Source organism: Azospirillum thermophilum, assembly GCF_003130795.1.
GTDB classification, from domain to species: domain Bacteria; phylum Pseudomonadota; class Alphaproteobacteria; order Azospirillales; family Azospirillaceae; genus Azospirillum; species Azospirillum thermophilum.
Genome location: NZ_CP029356.1, coordinates 41,192 through 62,871, shown reverse-complemented (window position 1 = coordinate 62,871; position 21,680 = coordinate 41,192). Strand labels below are relative to the sequence as shown.

General features: G+C 69.7%; 22 protein-coding genes. 10 read left to right on the top strand and 12 right to left on the bottom strand.

What is annotated here, in order from left to right:
• Positions 1–26 precede the first annotated feature (26 nt).
• Entirely contained in the window at positions 27–293 is a 267-nt protein-coding gene (locus DEW08_RS33310) for a 5'-nucleotidase C-terminal domain-containing protein (protein WP_281262068.1), read from the bottom strand.
• Positions 290–1,123 (bottom strand): bifunctional UDP-sugar hydrolase/5'-nucleotidase, encoded by an 834-nt coding sequence (locus tag DEW08_RS32740; protein ID WP_245986843.1) that lies wholly within the window; start codon positions 1,121–1,123, stop codon positions 290–292. The genes DEW08_RS33310 and DEW08_RS32740 overlap by 4 nt, the downstream gene beginning before the upstream one ends.
• Before the next feature lie 498 nt (positions 1,124–1,621).
• On the opposite strand from DEW08_RS32740, the gene DEW08_RS30820 reads away from it, so the two are divergent.
• Complete coding sequence (locus tag DEW08_RS30820; RefSeq protein ID WP_146214751.1) at positions 1,622–1,810, top strand: hypothetical protein; 189 nt, start codon at positions 1,622–1,624, stop codon at positions 1,808–1,810.
• 10 nt (positions 1,811–1,820) lie between these two features.
• Positions 1,821–3,341, top strand: a complete 1,521-nt coding sequence (locus tag DEW08_RS21595; RefSeq protein ID WP_109331251.1) for a GMC oxidoreductase — start codon at positions 1,821–1,823, stop codon at positions 3,339–3,341.
• Positions 3,342–3,415: 74 nt separating this feature from the next.
• On the opposite strand, the gene DEW08_RS21590 is transcribed toward DEW08_RS21595, so the two are convergent.
• From DEW08_RS21590 to DEW08_RS21580, 3 genes are all read right to left on the bottom strand, one after another.
• Positions 3,416–4,423, bottom strand: coding sequence for a cytochrome-c peroxidase (locus tag DEW08_RS21590; protein WP_109331249.1), 1,008 nt, complete (start codon positions 4,421–4,423; stop codon positions 3,416–3,418).
• A 150-nt stretch (positions 4,424–4,573) separates the two neighbouring features.
• On the bottom strand, positions 4,574–5,929 hold the full coding sequence (locus DEW08_RS21585) for a TrkH family potassium uptake protein (protein WP_245986842.1): 1,356 nt from the start codon (positions 5,927–5,929) through the stop codon (positions 4,574–4,576).
• On the bottom strand, positions 5,926–6,606 hold the full coding sequence (locus DEW08_RS21580) for a potassium channel family protein (RefSeq protein WP_109331248.1): 681 nt from the start codon (positions 6,604–6,606) through the stop codon (positions 5,926–5,928). The genes DEW08_RS21585 and DEW08_RS21580 overlap by 4 nt, the downstream gene beginning before the upstream one ends.
• Before the next feature lie 294 nt (positions 6,607–6,900).
• Between DEW08_RS21580 and DEW08_RS21575 the strand changes: the two genes are divergently transcribed.
• The 8 genes from DEW08_RS21575 (at position 6,901) to DEW08_RS31320 (ending at position 14,597) form a co-directional block, all read left to right on the top strand.
• Positions 6,901–10,164 carry a hybrid sensor histidine kinase/response regulator gene (locus tag DEW08_RS21575; protein WP_245986840.1) on the top strand — a complete coding sequence of 1,088 codons (3,264 nt, stop codon included), beginning with the start codon at positions 6,901–6,903 and terminating at the stop codon, positions 10,162–10,164.
• A gap of 193 nt (positions 10,165–10,357) precedes the next feature.
• Complete coding sequence (locus tag DEW08_RS21570) at positions 10,358–11,242, top strand: efflux RND transporter periplasmic adaptor subunit (protein WP_245986838.1); 885 nt, start codon at positions 10,358–10,360, stop codon at positions 11,240–11,242.
• Positions 11,218–11,607: an efflux RND transporter periplasmic adaptor subunit gene (locus DEW08_RS32735; RefSeq protein ID WP_245986836.1), complete on the top strand. Its 390-nt coding sequence runs from the start codon at positions 11,218–11,220 to the stop codon at positions 11,605–11,607. Before DEW08_RS21570 ends, DEW08_RS32735 begins: the two co-directional genes overlap by 25 nt.
• Before the next feature lie 10 nt (positions 11,608–11,617).
• A complete protein-coding gene (locus DEW08_RS21565) occupies positions 11,618–12,361 on the top strand; it encodes an ABC transporter ATP-binding protein (RefSeq protein ID WP_109331243.1) in 744 nt (247 codons plus the stop codon).
• Positions 12,361–13,566, top strand: coding sequence for an ABC transporter permease (locus DEW08_RS21560; RefSeq protein ID WP_109331242.1), 1,206 nt, complete (start codon positions 12,361–12,363; stop codon positions 13,564–13,566). The genes DEW08_RS21565 and DEW08_RS21560 overlap by 1 nt, the downstream gene beginning before the upstream one ends.
• A gap of 30 nt (positions 13,567–13,596) precedes the next feature.
• Entirely contained in the window at positions 13,597–13,947 is a 351-nt protein-coding gene (locus tag DEW08_RS21555; protein ID WP_109331241.1) for a c-type cytochrome, read from the top strand.
• Positions 13,944–14,249 carry a c-type cytochrome gene (locus DEW08_RS21550; protein ID WP_109331240.1) on the top strand — a complete coding sequence of 102 codons (306 nt, stop codon included), beginning with the start codon at positions 13,944–13,946 and terminating at the stop codon, positions 14,247–14,249. The genes DEW08_RS21555 and DEW08_RS21550 overlap by 4 nt, the downstream gene beginning before the upstream one ends.
• Before the next feature lie 174 nt (positions 14,250–14,423).
• Positions 14,424–14,597 (top strand): hypothetical protein, encoded by a 174-nt coding sequence (locus tag DEW08_RS31320; protein WP_168220476.1) that lies wholly within the window; start codon positions 14,424–14,426, stop codon positions 14,595–14,597.
• Positions 14,598–14,619: 22 nt separating this feature from the next.
• Here the strand turns inward: DEW08_RS31320 and DEW08_RS21540 are convergent, their stop codons facing one another.
• The 7 genes from DEW08_RS21540 to nosZ all read right to left on the bottom strand — a co-directional run bounded on the left by DEW08_RS21540 (position 14,620) and on the right by nosZ (position 21,660).
• Positions 14,620–14,793, bottom strand: a complete 174-nt coding sequence (locus tag DEW08_RS21540; protein ID WP_109331238.1) for a twin-arginine translocase TatA/TatE family subunit — start codon at positions 14,791–14,793, stop codon at positions 14,620–14,622.
• A gap of 25 nt (positions 14,794–14,818) precedes the next feature.
• Positions 14,819–15,850 carry an FAD:protein FMN transferase gene (locus DEW08_RS21535; protein ID WP_109331237.1) on the bottom strand — a complete coding sequence of 344 codons (1,032 nt, stop codon included), beginning with the start codon at positions 15,848–15,850 and terminating at the stop codon, positions 14,819–14,821.
• Positions 15,850–16,461: a nitrous oxide reductase accessory protein NosL gene (locus tag DEW08_RS21530; RefSeq protein WP_109331236.1), complete on the bottom strand. Its 612-nt coding sequence runs from the start codon at positions 16,459–16,461 to the stop codon at positions 15,850–15,852. The genes DEW08_RS21535 and DEW08_RS21530 overlap by 1 nt, the downstream gene beginning before the upstream one ends.
• Complete coding sequence (locus tag DEW08_RS21525) at positions 16,461–17,291, bottom strand: ABC transporter permease subunit (protein ID WP_109331232.1); 831 nt, start codon at positions 17,289–17,291, stop codon at positions 16,461–16,463. Before DEW08_RS21525 ends, DEW08_RS21530 begins: the two co-directional genes overlap by 1 nt.
• Positions 17,288–18,247: an ABC transporter ATP-binding protein gene (locus tag DEW08_RS21520; protein ID WP_109331231.1), complete on the bottom strand. Its 960-nt coding sequence runs from the start codon at positions 18,245–18,247 to the stop codon at positions 17,288–17,290. Before DEW08_RS21520 ends, DEW08_RS21525 begins: the two co-directional genes overlap by 4 nt.
• Positions 18,248–18,249: 2 nt before the next feature.
• On the bottom strand, positions 18,250–19,647 hold the full coding sequence (locus DEW08_RS21515; protein WP_109331230.1) for a nitrous oxide reductase family maturation protein NosD: 1,398 nt from the start codon (positions 19,645–19,647) through the stop codon (positions 18,250–18,252).
• 69 nt (positions 19,648–19,716) lie between these two features.
• On the bottom strand, positions 19,717–21,660 hold the full coding sequence (nosZ, locus tag DEW08_RS21510) for a TAT-dependent nitrous-oxide reductase (protein WP_109331229.1): 1,944 nt from the start codon (positions 21,658–21,660) through the stop codon (positions 19,717–19,719).
• Positions 21,661–21,680 lie beyond the last annotated feature (20 nt).

Genomic DNA, 21,680 nt, shown 5'->3' with positions numbered 1-21,680 from the left:
CAGTTCGGAATAGATGTCGTGGCGGGTCAGGACGGTTCCGGCGGCATAGCTCCTGTCCCCCGGATCCCGCCGCCGTTGAACAGCGCCACGTCGGCGTCGAGCGCCAGGCGCAGCGTGTCGACCACGGTATTGGCGAAGGCGCTCTCCCCGCCGCGGACGGTCTCCCGCCGGGTGTCGATGTTCTCCTCGAGCCGGCCGACCTCCATGCTCAGCAGCCCGTCGAGCCGCGCGGAATAGGCGCGGGTCCTGGCATCGAGATCCGGATCGGGGGAAATGGTCGCGGTGTCGATCACCCGGACCGACGCGACCAGACGAGGCGCTGGCTGTCGCGCTCCCCGACGCGGTCGATGGTGATGTCGAGCGCCAGGACGTAGTTGGCCTGCGGCGCCACCGTGGCGCTGAGGAACTTTCCGTCATAGTCGACGCCGATGTCGCGCCCGCGGTCCTGGTAGAGGACGATGTCGGTCGGCCGGGCGGCGATTACCGCGGTGTGCGTGTTGCCGGAGCTGCTGGTCAGCGCCACCGTCAGGTCCACGCCCTCCGCCTTCATCGCCCGCGCCCGCTCGGCGATGGCGACGGCCGGGTCGCGGAACTCCGTCTGCGGGGTGCGGGTGGTCTCCTTCGTCTGCAGCGGCGTTCCCGCCAGCACGCCGACGCGGAAGGGGCCGGCGCGAAGCACCACCGCGCTTTCCAGGCCGTCCGGCGGCTTGCCGGTGGCGCGGTCGATGGCGTTGGTGGTGATCATGGGGAAGCCGGCCTCGAAGGCGCGGGTCATCAGCTTGTCGTCGCCGTGGTGGAATTCCCGGTTCAGGGCCGCCATGACGTCCGGCCCGATGCCGTTCAGCAGGTCGATGATGTGCGCGCCCTGGTCGTAGAAGGCCAGCACCGAGGGGGCGAGGGTCTGGCCGCCGTGCAGCACCAGCACCGTGCCGCGCTCCGCCCGTTCCTGGCGCACCAGGGCGGCGAGCCGGGGCAGCCCGCCGCGCGGCCGCGCCTCCTCCAGGTCGGTGGTGCTGTGGGCGTAGAGGATGGTGAAGCGGAACGGCTCCGCCCGGGCGGCGAGGGCCCCCGACGACAGACAGGCGACGGCCAGAATCAGACGCAGCAGACCCGCCAACTTCATTCAGAAAACCCCGGAGCACCGAATCCCAGCCTGGAGCCGGCAAGCGAGGCGTCATAGGCCGCGGCACCCCGAAGCTCGGCGGGAGGGATTATGCTCTCTTGCCAGCGCTTGTTGAAGCAAAGCCGCGTTACCGCTTTGTCATACAGGTTACCTCGCCGCCTCCGCCCTTGCCGGGTCCCTGCCATGGCGCGGGCGGATCGGTCTGCCGCAGCCCCTTCGATCGGCCGGAAAAGGGTTACCGCCATCCGGTGCCGGAGGGGCAAGAGCATAACGAGACTTATTTGCAATTGATCATATCCCGCCCATTCCCAAAGTCGGACGTGGTGCATCGCAACCAGACGGCGCCGGCTGGCCCGGATGAGGGCGATCCGCAACCTTTGATTATAGAATTCCTGGGAGGCACCTGATGTCCCGTACCCCCTGTTCCTGAGCGGACGCCGAGACGTCGGGCGCCGGTCCGAAGGGCCGACGCGGCGGCAACTTGTTCTCGGCGCCTCGTTGCTGGCGCTGGCTGCGCCGGTCGCGGGAACGGCGGGGGCGGCATCGGTGGCCGGCCCGGGATTCGGCCTGGGATTCGGCCTGGGATTCAGGGGCGCGCCGGTGCGGGGCGGGGCGGTGGAGACCGTCATCCACCCCTCGGGCTGGGTGCTGCGGTCCGACGACCTGATCCACCTGCCGACCGCGTGAGGGCCTCCCGATGATCGTCGACCTGACCGACGGGTTCACCCCGAAGCCCCAGTATGACGTGTGCGTGATCGGCGCCGGCCCCGCCGGCATCTCGATCGCCCGTTCCCTGGCCCAGCGCGGCCGCAGCGTCTTCGTGGCGGAAGGGGGAGAGCGCGGCTATTCCCCCGAATCGCAGGACTGCTATCGCGGCGAGGTGAAGGGCGACCCCTACTTCGAACTGGACCTCGCGCGGCTGCGCTTTCTGGGAGGAACCAGCAACCATTGGGGAGGCTGGTGCCGCCGGCTGGACGCCCGCGATTTCCACCCGAAGGCGGCGGCACCGCAGACCGGTTGGCCGATCCGGATGGAAGACCTGCTGCCCTACCAGGAGGAGACCCGCAGGATCCTCGAGATCAAGGAGCAGACGCCCGACAAGCTGCTGCCCGGCTCCTCGACCCTGGAACTGCTCTCCTTCACCGAGAGCGGTCCGCCCGTGAAGTTCGGGTTGAAGTACGAGGAGGAACTGGAGAAGTCGCGCACCATCGATGTCTGCATGATGGCGAACTTCGTCGGGTTCGAGGTGCAGGACCGGGTGGTGACCGGCGCCAGCTTCCGCAACTACGGCGATCTGCAGCGGACGATCAAGGCGAAGACCTACATCCTGGCCTGCGGCTGCATCGAGAATGCCCGCCTCCTGCTGAACGAGAACCGGCGCCACGACAACCGGCTGGGCAACCAGGGCGACGCGGTCGGCCGCTACTGGATGGAGCACCCGACCTTCACGCTGGGCGAGTTCGTCCTGTTCCCCGACTATCTCGGCGACGGGCTGTTCGACCTGGACGATCTGGACATGGAGAGCCAGGTGAACCGCCGCTGGTTCATCGGGCCGACCACCGCCTTCATGGAGGAAAAGCGCATCCTGAACTGCGGCATCCGGCTGGAGCCGGTGAACCGCAGCCGGTCCCGCCAATATCTCGCCGACCTCGTCTGCAACTCGCCCGACGTGCTGCAGCCGCTCCTCGCCAGCTTCGGCCGGGAAATCCGCTGCATCGGCAAGATCCGCGCCGCCTGGGAGCAGGAGCCGGTGGCCTCGAACCGCGTCGCGCTGGCCGAGGAGACCGACAGCTTCGGCATTCCGCGGGTCGTCCTGCACTGGAAGAAGACCGAGCTGGACCGCCGCACCCCGCGCGAGATGGCGCTTCCCGTCGCCCGCTATGTGGCGGAACAGAATTTCGGCCGGGTGAGGCTGGATCCCTGGGTGCTGGACGACACGCTGCCCTTCCCCGACCATGACGAGCTGGCCGGCTATCACCACATGGGGGGCACCCGCATGGCGGAGACGCCGAAGGACGGGGTGGTCGACCGCAACTGCCGCGTCTTCGGGACGGAGAACCTCTATGTCGCGGGTTCCAGCCTGTTCCCGTCCAGCGGCCACGCCAACCCGACCCAGACGCTGGTCGAGCTGGCGCTGCGCCTCGCCGACCATCTCAACCGCACGCTGGAGGCCTCGCCGATCCTGCCGGCCAAGCTGGAGGCGGTCAGCGGCGGCTGATCCCGCCATGGAGGACGCACGCCGGCATCGGGGCGGACCCGGTGCCGGCGTGGTGCCGGGCCTGCGGGCGCCGCTTACATGCCGAACGGCGTGGGGCGCGGCGTGGTGTCGGAGGACGGCGGCAGGATCGGTATCGGGAAGCTGGGCTGCTCGCCGGTCAGCGTCTTCAGGAAGGCGACGATCTTCGCATTCTCGTCGTCGGAGAAGGACTTGCCGAGCTGGATGCGGCCCATGGTGTTCACCGCCTGCTTCAGCGTGGCGGCTTCGCCGTCATGGAAGTAGGGGTAGGTCAGCTCGACGTTGCGCAGGGTCGGGACCTTGAAGTTGAAGCGGTCGGCCTCGTCCTTGGTGACGGCGACGCGCCCCTCGGCCGGGCTGGAGGCCGTGTAGGGCTCGACGACGCCCATCTTCTGGAAGGAGTTGCCGCCGACCGCCGGGCCGTTGTGGCAGGCGACGCAGCCGCTGTCCTTGAACAGGGCGTAGCCCTCGGCCTCGGCCGCGGTCAGGGCGGTCTTGTCGCCCTTCAGCCACTTGTCGAAGCGCGAGTTCGGGGTGACCAGCGTCTCCTCGAAGGCGGCGATGGCCTTGGTCACCTGGTCGATGTCCACCGTGTCGGAGCCGAAGACCGCCTTGAACTCCGCGACATAGCCCGGGATGGACTGCAGGACCGAGACCGCCAGCTCGTGGGTGAAGGCCATCTCGCCCGGATTGGCGATGGGGCCGCCGGCCTGCGCCTTGAGGTCCGCCGCACGGCCGTCCCAGAACTGGGCGAGGTTCATGCTGGAGTTCAGGACGGTCGGGGCATTGATCGGCCCCTTCTGCCAGTGATCGCCGATGGAGGTCTTCAGATTGTCCGTTCCGCCCATCGACAGGTTGTGGCAGGAATTACAGGAAATGAAACCGGACTTGGACAGGCGAGGGTCGAAATAGAGCTTCTTACCCAGCTCCACAAGTCCGGGATTGGTTACCTTGGCGGGCTCGATAGGCTGGATCGGTTCGTCCTTCAGCGATTGTGCGATTCCCGCTCCACTGACCGAAGCCAGCAGGACGGCCGCCAGCGACAGGGCGATAGTCTTGGACATATTCCTCTCCCACTATTTCTGATGGAATCGCCGCGATTCCGGATCGAAACATTGGAAAGGTTATAAAGAGCTGTTTTGGTCATACCACTGCACGTCCTGTCGCGCGGCGGAATGCCTCAGTCTACGTATGGTCTTTCCGCTTTGCGCCGGTCAGCCGGTGAAGAGACGGCCTTCCGGGTGCCGGATGCGCGCCGGCGTCGGAGCGGCGAGCAGGAAGGCGAGGCCGAGCGGCCCGATGCGGCCGATGAACATCACGAGCCCCACCACCAGATAACCGAAACCGTCCAGCCTCGCCGTGGTGCCGCGCGACAGGCCCGTCGTGCTGAAGGCCGACGCGATCTCGAAGGCGAGGTCGAGGAACGGCTCCTCATGGGTCAGCGTCAGCAGGAAGATGCCGGTCAGCACCACCAGCAGGCTGATGGCGGTGATCGCCAGCACCTTCACGACCTCCTGCATGGCGATGCTGCGCCCGAAGGCCTGCGGCACCGGCTGCCGCCGGAGGAAGGCCAGGGTGGCGAGCAGGAGCAGCAGGAAGGTGGTCACCTTGATGCCGCCCGCGGTGGAGGTGCTTCCCCCGCCGATCAGCATCAGGCTGATGACCATCAGCGAGGTGCTGTCGCGCAGCGCCCCGATGTCCACCGTGTTGAAGCCGGCGGTGCGGGTGGTCACCGCCTGGAACCACGCGGCCATGATCCGCTCGCCGACCCCATGGAGCCCGCCCAGCGTCCCGGGGTTGGTCCACTCCAGCAGCAGGAACCCGAGGAAGGCGCCGGGGATCAGGATCGCGGTGCCGGCCAGCATCAGCTTGGTGTGGAGCGCCAGCCGCCGCCAGCGCCGCTGCGACCACAGATCGAACAGCACCGTGAAGCCCAGCCCGCCGACGATGATCAGCAGCGGAATGACGAGGTTGACCAGGGGATCTCCGGCCCAGCGGACCATGCTGTCCGGCCACAGCGCGACCCCGGCGTTGTTGAAGGCGGAGACGGCATGGAAGAGGGCGAGGAACAGCCCCTCCGACCAGCCGTAGTCGGGCACCCAGCGCAGGGCGAGCAGGATGGCCCCCGCCCCTTCGATCCCCAGCACGACCACCAGGATCACCCGGACGAGCCGGCCGAGGTCGCCGAGCGAGGTCTGGTTCAGGTCCTCCCGCAGGATGATGCGGTGGCGCAGCGGGAAGGAGCGGCCGAGCAGCATGATGACCAGCGTGGCGAAGGTCATCAGCCCCAGCCCGCCGAGCTGGATCAGCAGCAGGATCACCAGCTGGCCGGCCCGCGTGAAGTGCGAGCCGACGTCCACCACCGCCAGCCCGGTGACGGTGACGGAGGAGACGGCGGTGAACAGGGCGTCCGCCCAGGAGAGCGGGGCCGTCGTCATTCCCGGCAGCTTCAGCAGCAGGACGCCGATCGCCGCCACCCCGCCGTAGAGCAGGGCGAGCACCGTCGGCGGGGAAAGGCGGACGGCCGGCTCCACCCGGCGGCGAAGGCCGCCCCGGTCGCGCGCCCTCACAGCGACTTCCCGAGCCGCCGCAACTCGTCCTGCCGGCCCATCAGCAGGATGCGGTCGCCGGCCTGGAGGTGCAGGCCGCCCCGGCCATCCTCGCCCCCGCCATCCTCCAGGCAGGTCCTGCCGCGCATCAGGCCGAGGAAGCGGACGTCGAACTCGCCGCCGATGCCCAGGCTGTCGAGGCTGCGGCCCTCCAGCTCCCCGGGGACCTGGACCTTGACGACGAAGAGGTCGCCGCCGACGCGGATGTAGTCCAGCACATAGGGCGTATTGAGCGACTGGGCGACATGCAGGCCCATCTCGCGCTCCGGCTCGATGATGCGGTCGGCGCCGAGCTTGCTCAGGATCCGCGCGTGGGTGGCGCTCAGCGCCTTGACCCAGACGCACTTCACGCCCATCGACTTGGCGGCCATGGTGCAGAGGATGCTCGATTCGAGATCCTCGCCGATGGCGACCACCACCACGTCGTAGTCGGCGAGCCCGGCGTCGGCCAGCGCCCGCTCGTCACGGGCGTCGGCGATGACGGTGTGGGCGAGCCGGTCGGCGACGGCGCGGACCCGCTCCTCGCTGCGGTCCAGTCCCAGCACGTCCTTGCCGAGCCGTTCCAGTTCCAGCGCCACGGTGCTGCCGAAGGTGCCGAGCCCGATGACGGCGAAGCTGCGATGTCGTGCCAGGGGCATGGTGTCGTCGGTCTCCGGACGTGGAGGGAAGGGGCGACAGACGCAATAACGGATGCGCCCGCCTGTTGCCAAGGACGCAAGCCCGCCTGCGGTCGGCCGGAAAAGGCGTCCTCCATCATCGGGCTAGACCGAAAGGCTGGGGCGGAACGGGTTGTTTTGCTACCGGACCGGAACCTATAGTCGGCGCATGAGACTCACCCGCAATCATGCCAGGACCTTCCCTGACCGCGGGTGCGGCGCCCTGGCGCCGTCCGGGCCGACGGGTGGCCGGAAACGACGCCTGGAAGGGCCGCGATGACGATGGCCGACGTCTCCTTCCTCGCCGGCGGCGGCGAGATGGGTGCCCTGATGCGGGGGCACGACTGGGGCCGCTCCCCTCTCGGCCCGCCCGAGGGCTGGCCGCCCGCCCTGCGCACGGTGGTCGGGCTGATGCTGACCTCCAGCTTTCCCATGTTCGTCGCCTGGGGGGCGGAGCTGGCCTTCCTCTACAACGACGGCTACCGCCCGATCTTCGGCGCGCGGCATCCCACGGCGCTCGGCCGTCCCTTCGCCGAGGTGTGGTCGGAGATCTGGACCGACATCAGCCCGCTGGTCGACCGCGCGCTGGCCGGAGAGGCGACCTACCACGAGGATCTGCCGCTCGTCATGGAGCGCAACGGCTATCCGGAGGAGACCTACTTCACCTTCTCCTACAGCCCGCTGCGCGACGAGGCCGGGCAGGTGCGCGGCATGTTCTGCGCCTGCACCGAGACGACCGAGAAGGTGATCGCCGAACGCCGCCTGCGGGCGACCGAGGCGGAGCTGCGCGCGGCCAACGCCCGGCTTGCCGCCGAGGGCGAGCATCTGCGCGAGCTGTTCCGCCAGGCGCCCGGTTTCATGGCGGTGGTGCGCGGGCCGGATCACGTCTTCGAGCTGGCCAACTCGGCGTATCAGACCCTGGTCGGCCACCGCGAGCTGATGGGCCGGCCGGTGCGGGAGGCCTTTCCCGACCTGGAGGGCCAGGGCTTCTTCGAGCTTCTCGAGCGGGTCCACCGGACGGGCGAGCCCTTCGTGGGCCACGAGCAGCCGTTGCGGATCAGGCGGGGGCCGGAGGGGCCGGAGGAGGAACGGTTCCTCAACTTCGTCTACCAGCCGATCCGCGACCGCGACGGCCGGGTGACCGGCATCTTCGTCGAAGGCAGCGACGTGACGGAGGCCAGGCGTTCGGCGGAGGCGCTCAAGGCGAGCGAGGAGCGGCTGCGCGTGGCGCAGGAGGCCGGCGCCATCGGCACCTTCGAGCTGCGCGGCGACGGCATGCTGGCCGTCTCGGAGACCTTCTGCCGCCTGTGGGGCGTGCCGCCGCGCCCGCTGGTGCCCCTGCGCGAGCTGGCGGCGATGATCCACCCGGAGGACCGCCCGCGGCTGACCACGCTGACGCCCGGCGCCGTGCCGGAGGACGGGCTGGACTATGTCGAGTACCGCATCCGCCGGCCGGACACCGGCGAGACCCGCTGGATGGCCCGGCGCGGGCAGGCGGTGCGCAGCGGTCGGGACGGAGGGCGGCGGGTGCTCGGCGTCTCCTACGACATCACCGACCGCAAGCGCATCGAGGAGGAACTGCGGGAGCTGAACGCCACGCTGGAGTGCCGGGTGGCGGAACGCACCGCCGACCGTGACCGCATGTGGCGCCTGTCCACCGACGTGATGCTGGTCGCGCGGTTCGATGGAACCGTCACCGCGGCGAACCCGGCCTGGATGGTGCTTCTCGGCTGGGCGGAGCGCGACCTGCTCGGCCGTTCCTTCCTCGACCTGATCCACCCCGACGACCTGCCGGCGACCCAGGCGGAGAGCGCGAGGCTCGCCGCCGGCCGGACCACGCGGAACTTCGAGAACCGCTACCGGCACAAGGACGGCAGCTATCGCTGGCTGTCCTGGATCGCCGTGCCGGATGCCGACCTGATCCATGCCGTGGGACGCGACGTCACCGCCCAGAAGGAGGCGGACGCCGCCCTGCGCCAGGCCCAGAAGATGGAGGCGGTCGGTCAGCTCACCGGCGGGGTGGCGCACGACTTCAACAACCTGCTGCAGGTGATCGGCGGCAACCTCCAGCTTCTGCTGCGCGACATCGCCGGGCAGGAGCGGGCGGAACACCGCGTGCGCAACGCGCTGACCGCGGTGTCGCGGGGGTCGAAGCTGGCCTCCTCGCTGCTGGCCTTCGCGCGGCGCCAGCCGCTGGAGCCGCGGGCGGTCGATCTCGGCCGGCTGATCCGCAATCTCGACGACATGATCCGCCGGGCGATCGGCGAGGAGATCGAGATCGAGACGATCAGCGCCGCCGGGCTGTGGAACACGCTGGTCGACCCGACGCAGGTGGAGAACGCCCTGCTGAACCTGGCGATCAACGCCCGCGACGCCATGAACGGCCGCGGCAGGCTGACCATCGAGACCGGCAACGCCGTGCTGGACGACGAGTATGCCCTGCGGCACGGCGATCTGCGGCCGGGGCAGTATGTGATGCTGGCGGTGACCGACACCGGCTGCGGCATGGCGCCGGCGGTGCTGGACCGGGTGTTCGAGCCCTTCTTCACGACGAAGCCGGAGGGACAGGGTACCGGCCTCGGCCTCAGCATGGTGTACGGTTTCGTCAAGCAGTCGGGCGGTCACGTCAAGATCTACAGCGAGCCCGGCCAGGGCACGACCATCCGTCTCTACCTGCCGCGCACCCATCAGGAGGAGGACCTCGCGGTCGAGCTCGACAGCGGCCCGGCCGGCGGCGGCAGCGAGACCATCCTGGTCGTCGAGGACGACGAGGAGGTGCGGGCGACGGTGGTGGAGATGCTGTCCGACCTCGGCTACCGCGTGCTGCAGGCCCGCGATGCCCAGAGCGCGCTCGTCGTGCTGGAAAGCGGCGTGCCGGTCGATCTGCTGTTTACCGACGTCGTGATGCCGGGGCCGCTGCGCAGCCCGGATCTCGCCCGCAAGGCGCGGGAACGGCTGCCCGACCTCGCCGTCCTGTTCACCTCCGGCTACACGCAGAACGCCATCGTCCATGGCGGGCGGCTCGACGCCGGGGTGGAACTGCTGAGCAAGCCCTACACGCGCGAGGCGCTGGCCCGCAAGGTGCGGCATGTGCTGCGCAACCAGGCCCAGCAGAACGCCGCCCGCCACGCCGCGCAGGCGCGGACGCCGGCCCTGCCCGGGGTGGCCGGAGCCGGGGCGCTGAGGATCCTCCTGGTGGAGGACGAGGTGCTGATCCGGCTGGCGACGGCGGAGATGCTGGCCGACCTCGGCCATGAGGTGATCGAGGCCGGCGATGCGGAAGAGGCGCTGTCGCTCGCCGAGACGGAGGCGGTCGATCTGCTGATGACCGACCTGACGCTGCCCGGCCTCTCCGGCGGCGAGCTTGCCGACCGGTTGCGCCAGCGGATTCCCGGCCTGCCGGTGATCTTCGCCTCGGGCCACGACATGGAAGGCGGGCGCAGCGGCCGGAGGCCCGGCGGCAACACGGTCCACCTGCAGAAGCCCTACGACCTGATGGCGCTGTCCGAGGCGCTGCGCGTGGCCCTGCGCACCGTCTGACGGCTCCGCCGGAGCCCCCTCCGGACGGCTGCCTCCGGCAGCGGACTTCCGCCGGTTGATGCATGTCATGGCGGGTTCGCCCGGATGTGGCAGGCTTCCCGGCCGGCGCCCGCAAGCATGCTTGCCGGCGCTTACGGGATGGGCGGACGAGGGGGCGATGACGGCTCACCTTCCACAGGAACCGGTCGGAGACGTGGATGCGCTCCTCGGGCTGAAGCCGTCGCGCCGGTCACCGCTCGGCGCCATGCCCGGCCGTGGCCGGTCCTGGGCGCTGGCCGTGCTGGCGCTGCTGCTGCTTGCCGTGGGCTACGGGCTGGTCGCCCCGGCGCCGAACCCCGTCGGCTATGTGACGGAACCGGCCAGCCGCGGCACCCTGCGCGTGATCGTCACCGCGACCGGCAGCGTCCAGCCGACCAGCCAGGTGGACGTGTCGAGCGAGTTGTCCGGCACGGTGCGTCGCGTCTTCGTCGACTACAACAGCGCGGTGACCGCCGGACAGGTGCTTGCCGAGCTCGATACCGACAAGTTCAAGGCCAGCGTCGACAGCTCGCGCGCCAAGCTCGACTCGGCGCGGGCGAAGGTCACGCAGGCGGAGATCACGGTGCGGGAGACCGCGCGCGAGCTGGAGCGCAAGCAGGCGCTTGCCGCGGCCCAGCACGGATCGCGCCACGACCTCGACACCGCCAGGGCCGCCTACGACCGTGCCGTCGCGGCGGTCGCCAGCGCCAGGGCCGACGTCGCGACGGCGGCTGCGGAACTGACCCTGAACGAGAGCAACCTGACCAAGACGCGCATCGTCTCGCCGATCAACGGAACCGTGCTGAAGCGCACCGTCGATCCCGGCCAGACGGTCGCCGCCTCGCTGCAGGCGCCCGTCCTCTTCTCCATCGCCGAGGATCTGCGGCGGATGGAGGTGCGGGTCGACGTCGACGAGGCCGACGTCGGCAAGGTGCGCGAGGGCCAGCAGGCCGGCTTCACCGTCGATGCCTATCCCGACCGCCGCTTTCCGGCGACCATCCGCGAACTGCGCTTCGCGTCCGAGACGGTGCAGGGGTGGTCACCTACAAGGCCGTGCTGACGGTCGACAATGCCGAGCTGCTGCTGCGGCCCGGCATGACCGCGACCGCCGAGATCAACGTGCAGACCGTCACCAACGCGCTGCTGGTGCCGAACGCCGCGCTGCGCTTCACCCCGGCGGTGGAGCAGGCTGCGCCGAGCGGCGGGCTGCTGAAGCGGCTGATGCCCGGCATGCCGCAGTTCCGTCCGGCCAGCCAGAACGAGGCGGCGGGACCGGCGCGCTCCGTCTGGCTGGTCGGCGGCGACGCGCAGCCCGTGCAGGTGCCGGTGACCGTCGGCGCCAGCGACGGCAAGCGGACCGAGATCGTGAAGGGGGAGATTTCCGAAGGCCGTCCGGTGATCGTCGATTCCGTGGCGAAGCGGTGAGGAGGCGGCCATGCCCGCGGACGACGCGCCGCCGCTCATCGAATTCCGGGGCATCGGCCGGCGCTTCGGCCGGGGGGACGCGACCGTCAGCGCGCTGAACGCGGTGGACCTGCGGATCCGCGCGGGGGAATTCGTCGCCATCATGGGACCGTCCGGCTCCGGCAAATCGACGGCGATGAACATCCTGGGCTGCCTCGACACGCCGAGTTCCGGCTGCTACCGCTTCCAGGGCGTCGATCTCGTGCGGCTCGACCGCCGGCAGCGCGCGCTGTTCCGGCGGCGCTATCTGGGCTTCGTCTTCCAGGGCTTCAACCTGCTGGCGCGCACCAGTGCCGTCGAGAATGTGGAGCTGCCGCTGGTCTATCGCGGCGTGGCGCCGGCCGAGCGGCGGCGGCTGGCGATGGCGGCGCTCGGCCGCGTCGGCCTGGCGGGGCGGGAGGATCACACGCCGGGGGAACTGTCGGGCGGCCAGCAGCAGCGCGTCGCCATCGCCCGCGCCATCGTGACCGACCCCGCCGTCCTGCTGGCCGACGAGCCGACCGGCAACCTCGACACCCGGATGAGCCGCGAGATCATGGAGCTGCTGGTGCGGCTGAACCGCGACCAGGGCATCACGGTCATCATGGTCACCCACGAGCCGGACATGGCGGCCTATGCCGGCCGCATCGTCCGCTTCGTCGACGGCCGCATCGAGAGCGACACCACCGATCCCGGCAGTCCCGACCCGGAGAGGCTGGGGGGGAGGGCGGCCTGATGCTGCTGGAAGCGATCAAGCTGGCGCTGCAGGCCATCCGGCGCAACACGCTCCGTTCCTTCCTGACGGTGCTCGGCATCGTCATCGGCGTCGGGGCGGTGATCGCCATGGTCACCATCGGCAACGGCACCACGGCCAAGGTCACCGCCGACCTCGCGAAGCTGGGCAGCAACCTGCTGTTCGTCTCGCCCGGCCAGTTCGGGCCGGGCCGGGCCAGTTCGGACGCCCGGCCCTTCAACAGCCGCGACATCGACGCCATGCGCAGCCAGCTCTACGGCGTCCGCGCGGTGGCGCCGATCGGGCAGAAGTCGGTGACGGTCGTCTACGGCACGGAAAGCCGCAACACCGTCGTGACCGGGACCGACAACGACTATTTCATCACCCAGGACTGGGCGCTGGTCCGCGGCCGCCCCTTCTTCGAGGGGGAGGTGAGGGCGGGGCGCGCCGCCTGCGTCATCGGCCAGACGGTGCGGGAGAAGCTGTTCGGCCATGCCGACCCGATCGGCCAGAGCATCCGCGTCCACAATGTCTCCTGCGAGGTGATCGCACTGCTGGAGCCGAAGGGCCAGTCGAGCTTCGGCACCGACATGGACGACACCGTCCTGATGCCGATCCGCGCCTTTCAGCGGCGGATCGCCGGCAACACCGACGTCGCGCGGGTCTTCGTCTCGGCCAAGGACGGGGTGGATACCGCCAAGGTCCAGGCGGACATCGAGCGGCTGCTGCGCGAGCGGCGCAACATCACGCCGGGCAAGGAGGACGACTTCTCGGTCCGCGACATGAAGCAGGTGGTGCAGACCACCACGGCGGCAACCGCGGTCCTGACCGGGCTGCTGGGAGCGGTGGCGGCGGTGTCGCTGCTGGTCGGCGGCATCGGCATCATGAACATCATGCTGGTCTCGGTCACCGAGCGGACGCGGGAGATCGGCATCCGGCTGGCCATCGGCGCGCTGGAGGAACAGGTCCTGCTGCAGTTCCTGGTGGAGGCGGTGGTGCTATCCCTGTTCGGCGGGCTGTTGGGAATCCTGCTGGGGCTCGGGCTGGCGCTGCTGGCGACCACCGGGCTGAAGGTGCCGTTCATCGTCGACGGCTCGGTGGTCCTGCTGGCCTTCGGCTTTTCCGCCGCGGTGGGCGTGGTCTTCGGCTATTTCCCGGCGCGCCGCGCCGCCCGGCTCGACCCCATCGAGGCGCTGCGGCGGGAATAGCCCGGCCCGGCGCTGTTCAGGGAGGAAGACATGCGTCGTCGGAGGAACATGACGGGACTGGTGCTGGCGGCGAGCCTGTCGGCGGTGCCGCTCCTCGGCGCGGCTGCGGCTCCGGACGGGCCGGGCACGCCCGCCTTCGGCAGGCGGCTTGCCAAGGAAGCCTGCAGCGAATGCCACATCGTGGCACCCGACCAGGAGGACGAGGGCAAATGGCCGGCGCCCAACCTGATGGACCGGATGCGCAACCCGGCGATCACCGAGATGGCGCTGCGCAGCTATCTGCAGACCTCCCACCCGATCATGCCGAACATCCGGCTCAGTCCGGAGCAGACGGACGACATCGTCGCCTATCTGCTGACCTTCAAGGAGGCAACGCGATGACGAGCTATCCGGGATTGGCCGGGCTGCTGCTGCTGGCGGCCTGGAGCGGGGCGGCGCTGGCCGGCGACGCGGCGGAAGGGCGGAGGGTCGCCGAGCGCTGGTGCTCCTCCTGCCATGTGGCCGGCAGCCGTGCCGGGACCGACGCGGTGCCGACGCTGGCGACCATCGCACGCGACCCGAAGAAGGGGCCGGGCTGGGCGCGGGAATGGCTGCAATCGCCCCATCCGCCGATGCCCGACCCCAACCTGACGCGGCGGGAGGCGGACGACGTCATCGCCTATCTGGAGAGTCTTGCACGCTAGGCGGGTGGTATCCTCGTCCATTGGTCTGAGAGCAAGTCGCGCTCAACTATTACCTATGGTCGTGCGGCAGATTGACGACCTGCTTTTCTTGCGCGTGTTGTCTAACATCCTCCGCATCGAAGCAGAGATGGCCGCTCGAAGGGACGGCCGCAAGGAACGCCGGGGAGGATGCAGATGGCCGACCTTCGGAGCTACCGCCGCCCGCCCGCGACCGGTTCGGACGACGGCGCCCCCCAGTCGGCACCCTGGGTTTCCTTCATGCTCCGCATCCTGGGGGAAGCGCAGCCGATGCCGGCCCTGGATCAGGCCCCTCCTGCCGAGGGGTGGTCCAGGGACCGGTCGATCTAGCACCCGCCGCGGCCGGGCTGCGTCAGACCGGCAGCTTGGGTTCCGTTCCCTGCGATCCGTCGTCCTTCATGCCGGCCTTGAAGGCCTTCACGCCCTTGGCGAGGTCGCCCATGACGTTGGGCAGCTTGCCCGCTCCGAACATGAGCAGGACGAGCAGAAGAACGACGATCCAGTGGGCGATGCTGAAGCTTCCCATGATGGGCTCCGTGGTGTGAAAGGGGTCAGGCGGGCAGCGACAGGACGGTGCCGTCGCGCCGGGTCAGACGGGCGCCGACGCCCGGCAGGCCGTTCAGGATCGCCGCGGCGCGGTCGGCCGGGACGATGGACAGGGCGGTGGAGAGGGCGTCCGCGGTGGTGGCGTCGGCCGCCAGCACGGAGACCGACAGCCAGTCCGCCGCGCTGTGCCCGCTCGCCGGATCGAGCAGATGCGCGAATCGTCCGGCCGGATCGAAGGAGGTCCCGGATCCGGCGGAGGTGGCCACCGCCCGGTCGGCGATTTCGAGCGTCGCGGTCAGACGGGTCTCGTCGGACGGATCCTTCAAGCCGACGGTCCAGGGCCGACCGGCCGGATGCCGGCCGACCGCCCGGATCTCGCCGAGATCGACCAGGACCTGGCCCAGCCCCTCCGCGATCAGACGCTCCGTCACCCGATCGGTGATGTAGCCCTGGGCGATGCCGTTGAGCGTCACCGCCATGCCGCGCCGGGCGAAGGCGATGCGGCCGGCATCGACCTCCACCGCACGGTAGTCGACCAGCCGGCGGGTGGCCTGGACGGCCGCTTCCGGAGGGCCGGCCGGGTCGGCGCCGGGTCGGCCGAAATGCCCGGCATAGAGTTGCCAGAGCGGCTGCACCGTCACGTCGAAGGCGCCGCCGCTGCGCCGCCCGAACGCCACGGCTTCCGACAGCAGGCGGACGAGGTCGGCCGGCGGCCGGTCGAGCATCCCGTCGCGGTTCAGGCGGACCAGGGCGGAATCCGGACGGTAGAGGCTGAAGACCTTCTCCAGCCGCGCCACCTCGGCCAGCGACAGGGCGATCAGGCGGTCGGCCTCCGCCGGATCCGGGTGGGCGATCTGCAGCATGGCGTCGGCGCCCAGCGCCGTGCCGCGCCAGACCCGGACCGGAATGCCGGCCGGCAGCGGCGCCGCCCGCAGCAGGCCCGGCATCAGTGCGACGCCCGCCGCCGCCGCCGCGATGCCGAGGAACCGGCGGCGGGACAGGGGGGCGGTGGGGAAGGCTGCCGTCGCGCCGCTCATCACATGGTGCTCCCCTGATGGGCGCCATGGGAGCCGTGCTTCTGGGCGGCGGCAGCGGGGACCGGCTCCGCGGCGGGCGGAGGCATGGTCTCCTCCGATGCGGTCTGCGGCGTCAGGATCTCGTCCGGGGTCACGTCGGAGAAGCGCTTGACGGTGCCGCCGTGGGAGTTGGCGAAGGCGCGGGCGGCCGCCTCGTCGGCGAAGGGCAGGGGCTCCGACGCCCCCATGCCGCCGCGCTGGCCGCTGCCGACGACATACCAGGCCTTGCGCGCCTCGACCCAGAGGGAGAGGTCCGGCGCCTGCGGATCGGCGGCGCGGGTCAGGTCGGTCACATAGATGGCGCGGACCTCCTTCGGCTCCTCCGGCAGCATGGTGAAGGCGAAGGTGTCGCGGACGGAGGACAGCCAGATCGGCCGCGCCTCGCCCTTCACGATGATCTGCCCCTTGGGGCCGGGGTGGTCGTGCAGGTTCATGCCGCAATAGCGGCCGACCGCGTCCGCGGTGATGGCCAGCGGAGCGGGCGGGGCGCTGTCGGCGCGCTCCTGCTTGCAGGCGGTCAGCGGCAGCAGCAGGACGGTCGCCAGCAGGGCGGCTTTCATGGTGGTGCGCATCAGATCTGCTTCCTCGAGAACAGGACGGTGGCGAGCGCCAGCGGAGCGGCGACCCAGGCGGCCAGCACGCCGAGCAGCACCGGGGCGGAGAATTGGACATGCGCGGCAAGGCTGGCGGTGCCGGCGGAAAGCGTCACCGTCTTGAAGCCGGTCAGGTTGAACAGCCGGTAGGTGTCGGCCGGGTTGGCGAGCAGGAGCCAGTTCAGCAGGTCGGCGTTCACCGTCTTGCCGCCGTCGGCGACCAGCAGCCCCAGCAGCCCCATGTCGTAGAGCAGGACGAAGGCCAGCCAGACCGCCACCGCGATGCCCGCCGCCGTGCCACGGTCGCGGACCATGGTGGAGGCCAGATAGCCGAGCGCGGTGAAGGCGGCACCCAGCAGCACGCTCGACCCGATCATGGCGGCGAAGGCGCGCCAGCTCTCCGGCCCGATCTCCACTTCGCCCATCGACAGGGCCGCCCCGGCGGCGCCATAGCCCAGCACGGTCGCGAAGGCGATGATCGCGGCATGGCCGAGGAACTTGCCGATCAGCACCTGCCAGCGCGCGACCGGGTAGGAGAGCAGCAGGGTCATGGTGCCGCGGTCGACCTCGCCGACCACCGCGTCGAAGGACAGCAGGAGGGCGATCAGCGGCAGCAGGAAGATGGTCAGGCTGGACAGGCTGACGATGGTGATTTCCACCGGCCCGACGCCGACCGTGCCGGTCGGGGCGGCGCCCAGGAAGCTGAGCGTCAGGGCCAGCGCCGCCATCAGCAGCGTGGTGGCGACGACCCAGCGGTTGCGCAGGCCGTCCCGCACCTCCTTGGAGGCGATGATCAGGAGCGTGGTCATTCCGCTGCCTCCCGGCGCAGGAAGTGGGCGTACATCTCGTCCAGGCTGGGCTGGACGATCTCGATGTCGGCGATGTCCAGGCGGCTGGCCGGCGGCCCGTCGCAGGAGATGCGGCGGACGAGGTCCACCTTGTCGTCGTTGGCGCAGGCCAGTTCCACCACGCCGCCGGCCAGCCGGGTGACGGAGGCCCCTTCGCCGATGCGGGCCGCCAGCGTGTCGATGTCGCCCGACGGCAGGGTGAGGCGGATGCGCACCGGAAGCTGCGCGAGGCTGCGCAGGGTGGCGAGGGAGCCGTCGGCGACCTTGCGCCCGCGGTTCATCACGACGACGCGGTCGGCCTGCCCTTCCAGTTCCGTCAGGGCATGGCTGCACAGCAGCACGGTGGTGCCGGCGTCGCGCAGATGGCCGACGATCTCGTAGAAGCTCTGCCGCAACGCGGGGTCGAGGCCGGTCGTCGGCTCGTCGAGGAACAGCACCTTCGGCCCGCCGAGCAGCGCCTGGGCGAGCGCGAGGCGCTGCCGCATGCCCTTGGAGTAGGTGCCGACGCGCCGCTTCACGGCGGCCGGCTCCAGCCCGACGCGCTCGAACAGCGCATCGTTCCCGTGGCGCGGCGCGCCCTTCAGCTTCGCGTAGAAGTCCAGCGTCTCGCGCCCGGTCATGTTCGGATGGAAGGCGACATTCTCCGGCAGGAAGCCGACCTGGCGGCGGATGTGGGAGGCGGCGGCGCTCGACGGATCGCCGCCCAGCACGCGGATGCCGCCCTCGGTCGGCGTCGTCAGGCCGAGCATCAGCTTGATCAGCGAGCTCTTGCCGGCGCCGTTGTGCCCGACCATGGCGACGCACTCACCCGGCGCCATGGTCAGGTCGACCTCGCGCACCGCATACTGGTCGCCATAGCGCTTGGAGACGCCCTCGACGCGGATCGTGGCCGCATCGTCGTTCACGGGAGCGGTCATGGTCATTTCCTCTCGGCCGCCTGAATGGTCGGGAACTGCGTGGTCGGGACCGCGGACGCCGCCTGGACGGCTGGGGGCGCCATCAGCGGCGCGCTGTCGATCACGCCGCCGGGATGAAGGGCGGGGAACTGCTTCTGCGCCCAGCGGATCACCTGGATGCCGGGGCTGTTCATCAGCAGCTTGGCCGACGGGTAGGCCCACATGACGCGGTCGACCACGTCGTTCGGCCGGTAGGCCTCGTCCGCGATGCCGTCGCCGTTCAGGTCGAAGGCGGCATTGTCCGACCAGTAGTTGCCGCGCCCCTTCTCCGACCAGTCGAGATGGCGGGTGCCGACATACTTCACCTGGGTGCGGTTGCCGATGAAGGCGTTGCCGGTCATCGCGTTGCGCTCCGATCCCGCGGTGAAGTGGACGCCGATCTCGCAGCCCTCGAACCGGTTGCCGGTCAGGCGGTTCTTGTTGGCGTTGTAGATGAAGACGCATTTCCAGGTGCCGAACCGCTTGCCCTCGGCCGGACCGTCGCCGGCGACCGGCATGTCCTTGTCGGCCGCCACCTCGGTCTGCAGCGTCTGGCCGGCGGCGAACCGGCCGTCGATCAGGTTGCCTTCGATGAGCGAGCTGTTGGCGTAGTTCAGCAGGAGCCCGTGCTCCTGGTCGCCCCGGGAACGGTTGTTCCGGATGACCAGGTTGTTCGAGTACATGATCGCGAAACCGACATTGTTGCCGATCGAGACGTTGTCGGCGATCTCCGAGTCGTTCGTGTACATGTAGTGGACGGCGAAGCGCACCCGCTCGAACCGGTTGCGGGCGAAGACGTTCCTCTTCGAGGTCGTGGTGAAGATGCCGTCGCGCCCGTCGGTGACGCGGTTGTCCAGGATCCTGGTGCCCGGCGCGTTCCAGATCTGGATGCCGTTGCCGCGTTCGGAGACGCGCAGGTCGGTGCGGCCGACGACGTCGTTGCGCCGGACCATCACGTCGTTGGCGCCCCAGACATAGATGCCGATCAGGTTGTCCCGCAGCCGGTTGTCCTCGATGACCGAGCGGTGGGCCTCCTTGTTGAGGAAGATGCCGGTGTTCTGCTCGAACAGCGACAGGCCGGAGTTGCGCACCTCCATCCCCCGGACGGTCACGTCGGGGGCGTTGATGGTGAGAACGCTTCCGCGGCCGCCGCCGTCGATCACCGCCCCCGGCTGCCCGGCCAGCGTGACGGGCTTGTCGATGGCGAGACCGCCGGCGTGGGTGCCGGGGGCGAGCACCAGCGTATCGCCCGCCGCCGCGGCGGCGAGCGCCCCCTCCAGCTCTCCCGGGGCGACGGTGACCGTGGCCGCCGTCGCCTGGGCGGACGCGAGCGCCGCCAGGGCAGTGCCGAGAAGGAGGGAGAGCGGGAAGCGGGCGGTCATGGGCGGGGCACCGGGGCTGTTGGCGGAGGGGGCCCTCCCGCCCTTACGGGACGGGAGGGCCGGAGCACGTCAGGTGTTGCGCGGCTCGACGATCATGCGGCCGCCCATCTCCATGTGCAGGGCATGGCAGAACCACTGGCAGTAGTACCAGTGCACGCCCGGCCGCTCGGCGACGAAGGTCACCGAGGAGGTCTGCTGCGGCCCGATCTCCATGGCGATGCCGTGGTTGCTGAGCGTGAAGCCGTGCGTCAGGTCGTCCACATCGTCCATGTTGGTGATGTAGACGGTGACCTCGTCGCCCTGCTTGACCGTGAACTCCTCCAGCCCGAAGGCGGGGGCGCGCTGCCACATGTAGACGCGGACCTTGTTGCCGTCACGGATGACCTTGGCGTCGTCCTCCAGCACCACGCCGTCCTTCTTGGCCTGCTGGCGGGCGTCCTCCCACATCGGGTCGTCGCGGGTGAAGATGCTCTTCGGATTCACCTTGGAGCGGTGGACGATCAGCGTGTCGTGCGGTTCGGCATAGGTCGGGCCGTCATGCACCAGCTTCATCTCGTCGCCCGAGATGTCGATGAGCTGGTCGTTCTCCGGCTTGCTCGGTCCGACGTTGAGGAAGCGGTCCTTGGAGAACTTGTTCAGCACGATCAGCCACTTGCCGTCTGCCTCCTTGGTCTGGCCCATCGAGGAGTGCAGATGGCCCGGCTGGTAGTGGACGTCGAGCTTCTGGACGATCGGGTCGACCTTCTCGCCCTTGAAGGCGCGGCGGGCCTTGTCGATGTTCCACTTCACAACCTGGCTGTCGAGGAACAGGGTGGTGTAGGCGTTGCCGCGGCCGTCATAGGCGGTGTGCAGCGGGCCGAGGCCGACCTGCGGCTCCGCGACGATGACGTCGCGCGGCTTGATCCTGTCGTCGAACAGGTCGTCCAGCAGGCGCACGTCCATCACCGACACCGTCGGCGACAGCTTGCCGTTGACGGTGACGTGGATCCCGTCCGGCGCGGCGTTGATGCCGTGCGGGCTGTTGGGGATCGGCACGTAGCGGGTGAAGGGCGAGCCGTGACGGCCGTCGACCACCGGCACGCCGTTGACGATCTGGGCCTTGCCGGCCTTCACCGCCTCTTCGATGCGCTTGATGTTGAAGACGACGATCCAGTCCTGCTCGTTCGCCGTCATCTCCGCCGTGGTGACGCCGGCCTCGGAGTTGTAGCAGGTGGAGTAGGCGTACTTGCCCTGGTAGTCGGCCTCGGTGTTGTCGAGGTTGCCGTCCACCAGCACCTGCCATGCCACCTTCATGGTGTCGCCGTCGATGGCCGAGAAGTGGGTGCGGTACTTCTTCGGGTCGATGTTCCTGCCGTCGTTGGGCGACGGGATCAGTTGCTCGGCGTTGGCGAAGACGTAGCCGGTGCGCGGGTACTTCTGCAGGCGCAGGCCGTGGATCGCCGAGACGTTCGGGATCTCGATGACCTTGTCGACCTTCATGATGTCGGCCCGGATGCGGGCGACGCGGGTGTTCGCCTTGTCGTTCACGAAGATGTAGCGCCCGTCATAGGTGCCGTCCGTGAAGGACATGTGCGGGTGGTGCAGGTCGCCGTTCAGCCAGTTGCCGCCGTGGTTCGCCAGATACTTCCGGGTCTCCTCCGACAGGCCTTCGGTCAGGATCTTGCGGCTCTCGTTGGTGAGGCCCCAGCCCGAGGCGCTGCAGCGGTTGAACACCGGGATGCGGTGCAGCTCGCGCATGCTGGGAAGGCCGAGGATGCGCAGCTCGCCCGAATGGCCGCCGGAATGGAAGACGTAGTATTCGTCGAGGTCGCCGGGCTTGACCTCGTAGGCCTGCTTGCCCGGGGCCGCGGTCGCCGCGCTGGCGGACGACGCGCCCAGCAGGTTGCCGCCGATGCCGGTCGCCGCAGCGCCGCCAACGGCACCGGCAAGACCGGCGAGAGCCGCCGCCTTCGCCGTCCCGCCCAGCAGGTCGCGACGGTTCACGCCCGTCTGCTTCGCCATCTCTTTCGACATTCTCTGCTCCTAATGATGTC

What these genes read in the sequence shown, in the direction of transcription:
- DEW08_RS32740 (WP_245986843.1), bottom strand. Translation starts at nt 1,123, where the DNA reads ATGAAGTTGGCGGGTCTGCTGCGTCTGATTCTGGCCGTCGCCTGTCTG.
- DEW08_RS21595 (WP_109331251.1), top strand. Translation starts at nt 1,821, where the DNA reads ATGATCGTCGACCTGACCGACGGGTTCACCCCGAAGCCCCAGTATGAC.
- DEW08_RS21590 (WP_109331249.1), bottom strand. Translation starts at nt 4,423, where the DNA reads ATGTCCAAGACTATCGCCCTGTCGCTGGCGGCCGTCCTGCTGGCTTCG.
- DEW08_RS21580 (WP_109331248.1), bottom strand. Translation starts at nt 6,606, where the DNA reads ATGCCCCTGGCACGACATCGCAGCTTCGCCGTCATCGGGCTCGGCACC.
- DEW08_RS21575 (WP_245986840.1), top strand. Translation starts at nt 6,901, where the DNA reads ATGACGATGGCCGACGTCTCCTTCCTCGCCGGCGGCGGCGAGATGGGT.
- DEW08_RS21565 (WP_109331243.1), top strand. Translation starts at nt 11,618, where the DNA reads ATGCCCGCGGACGACGCGCCGCCGCTCATCGAATTCCGGGGCATCGGC.
- DEW08_RS21560 (WP_109331242.1), top strand. Translation starts at nt 12,361, where the DNA reads ATGCTGCTGGAAGCGATCAAGCTGGCGCTGCAGGCCATCCGGCGCAAC.
- DEW08_RS21555 (WP_109331241.1), top strand. Translation starts at nt 13,597, where the DNA reads ATGCGTCGTCGGAGGAACATGACGGGACTGGTGCTGGCGGCGAGCCTG.
- DEW08_RS21550 (WP_109331240.1), top strand. Translation starts at nt 13,944, where the DNA reads ATGACGAGCTATCCGGGATTGGCCGGGCTGCTGCTGCTGGCGGCCTGG.
- DEW08_RS31320 (WP_168220476.1), top strand. Translation starts at nt 14,424, where the DNA reads ATGGCCGACCTTCGGAGCTACCGCCGCCCGCCCGCGACCGGTTCGGAC.
- DEW08_RS21540 (WP_109331238.1), bottom strand. Translation starts at nt 14,793, where the DNA reads ATGGGAAGCTTCAGCATCGCCCACTGGATCGTCGTTCTTCTGCTCGTC.
- DEW08_RS21535 (WP_109331237.1), bottom strand. Translation starts at nt 15,850, where the DNA reads ATGAGCGGCGCGACGGCAGCCTTCCCCACCGCCCCCCTGTCCCGCCGC.
- DEW08_RS21530 (WP_109331236.1), bottom strand. Translation starts at nt 16,461, where the DNA reads ATGCGCACCACCATGAAAGCCGCCCTGCTGGCGACCGTCCTGCTGCTG.
- DEW08_RS21525 (WP_109331232.1), bottom strand. Translation starts at nt 17,291, where the DNA reads ATGACCACGCTCCTGATCATCGCCTCCAAGGAGGTGCGGGACGGCCTG.
- DEW08_RS21520 (WP_109331231.1), bottom strand. Translation starts at nt 18,247, where the DNA reads ATGACCGCTCCCGTGAACGACGATGCGGCCACGATCCGCGTCGAGGGC.
- DEW08_RS21515 (WP_109331230.1), bottom strand. Translation starts at nt 19,647, where the DNA reads ATGACCGCCCGCTTCCCGCTCTCCCTCCTTCTCGGCACTGCCCTGGCG.
- nosZ (WP_109331229.1), bottom strand. Translation starts at nt 21,660, where the DNA reads ATGTCGAAAGAGATGGCGAAGCAGACGGGCGTGAACCGTCGCGACCTG.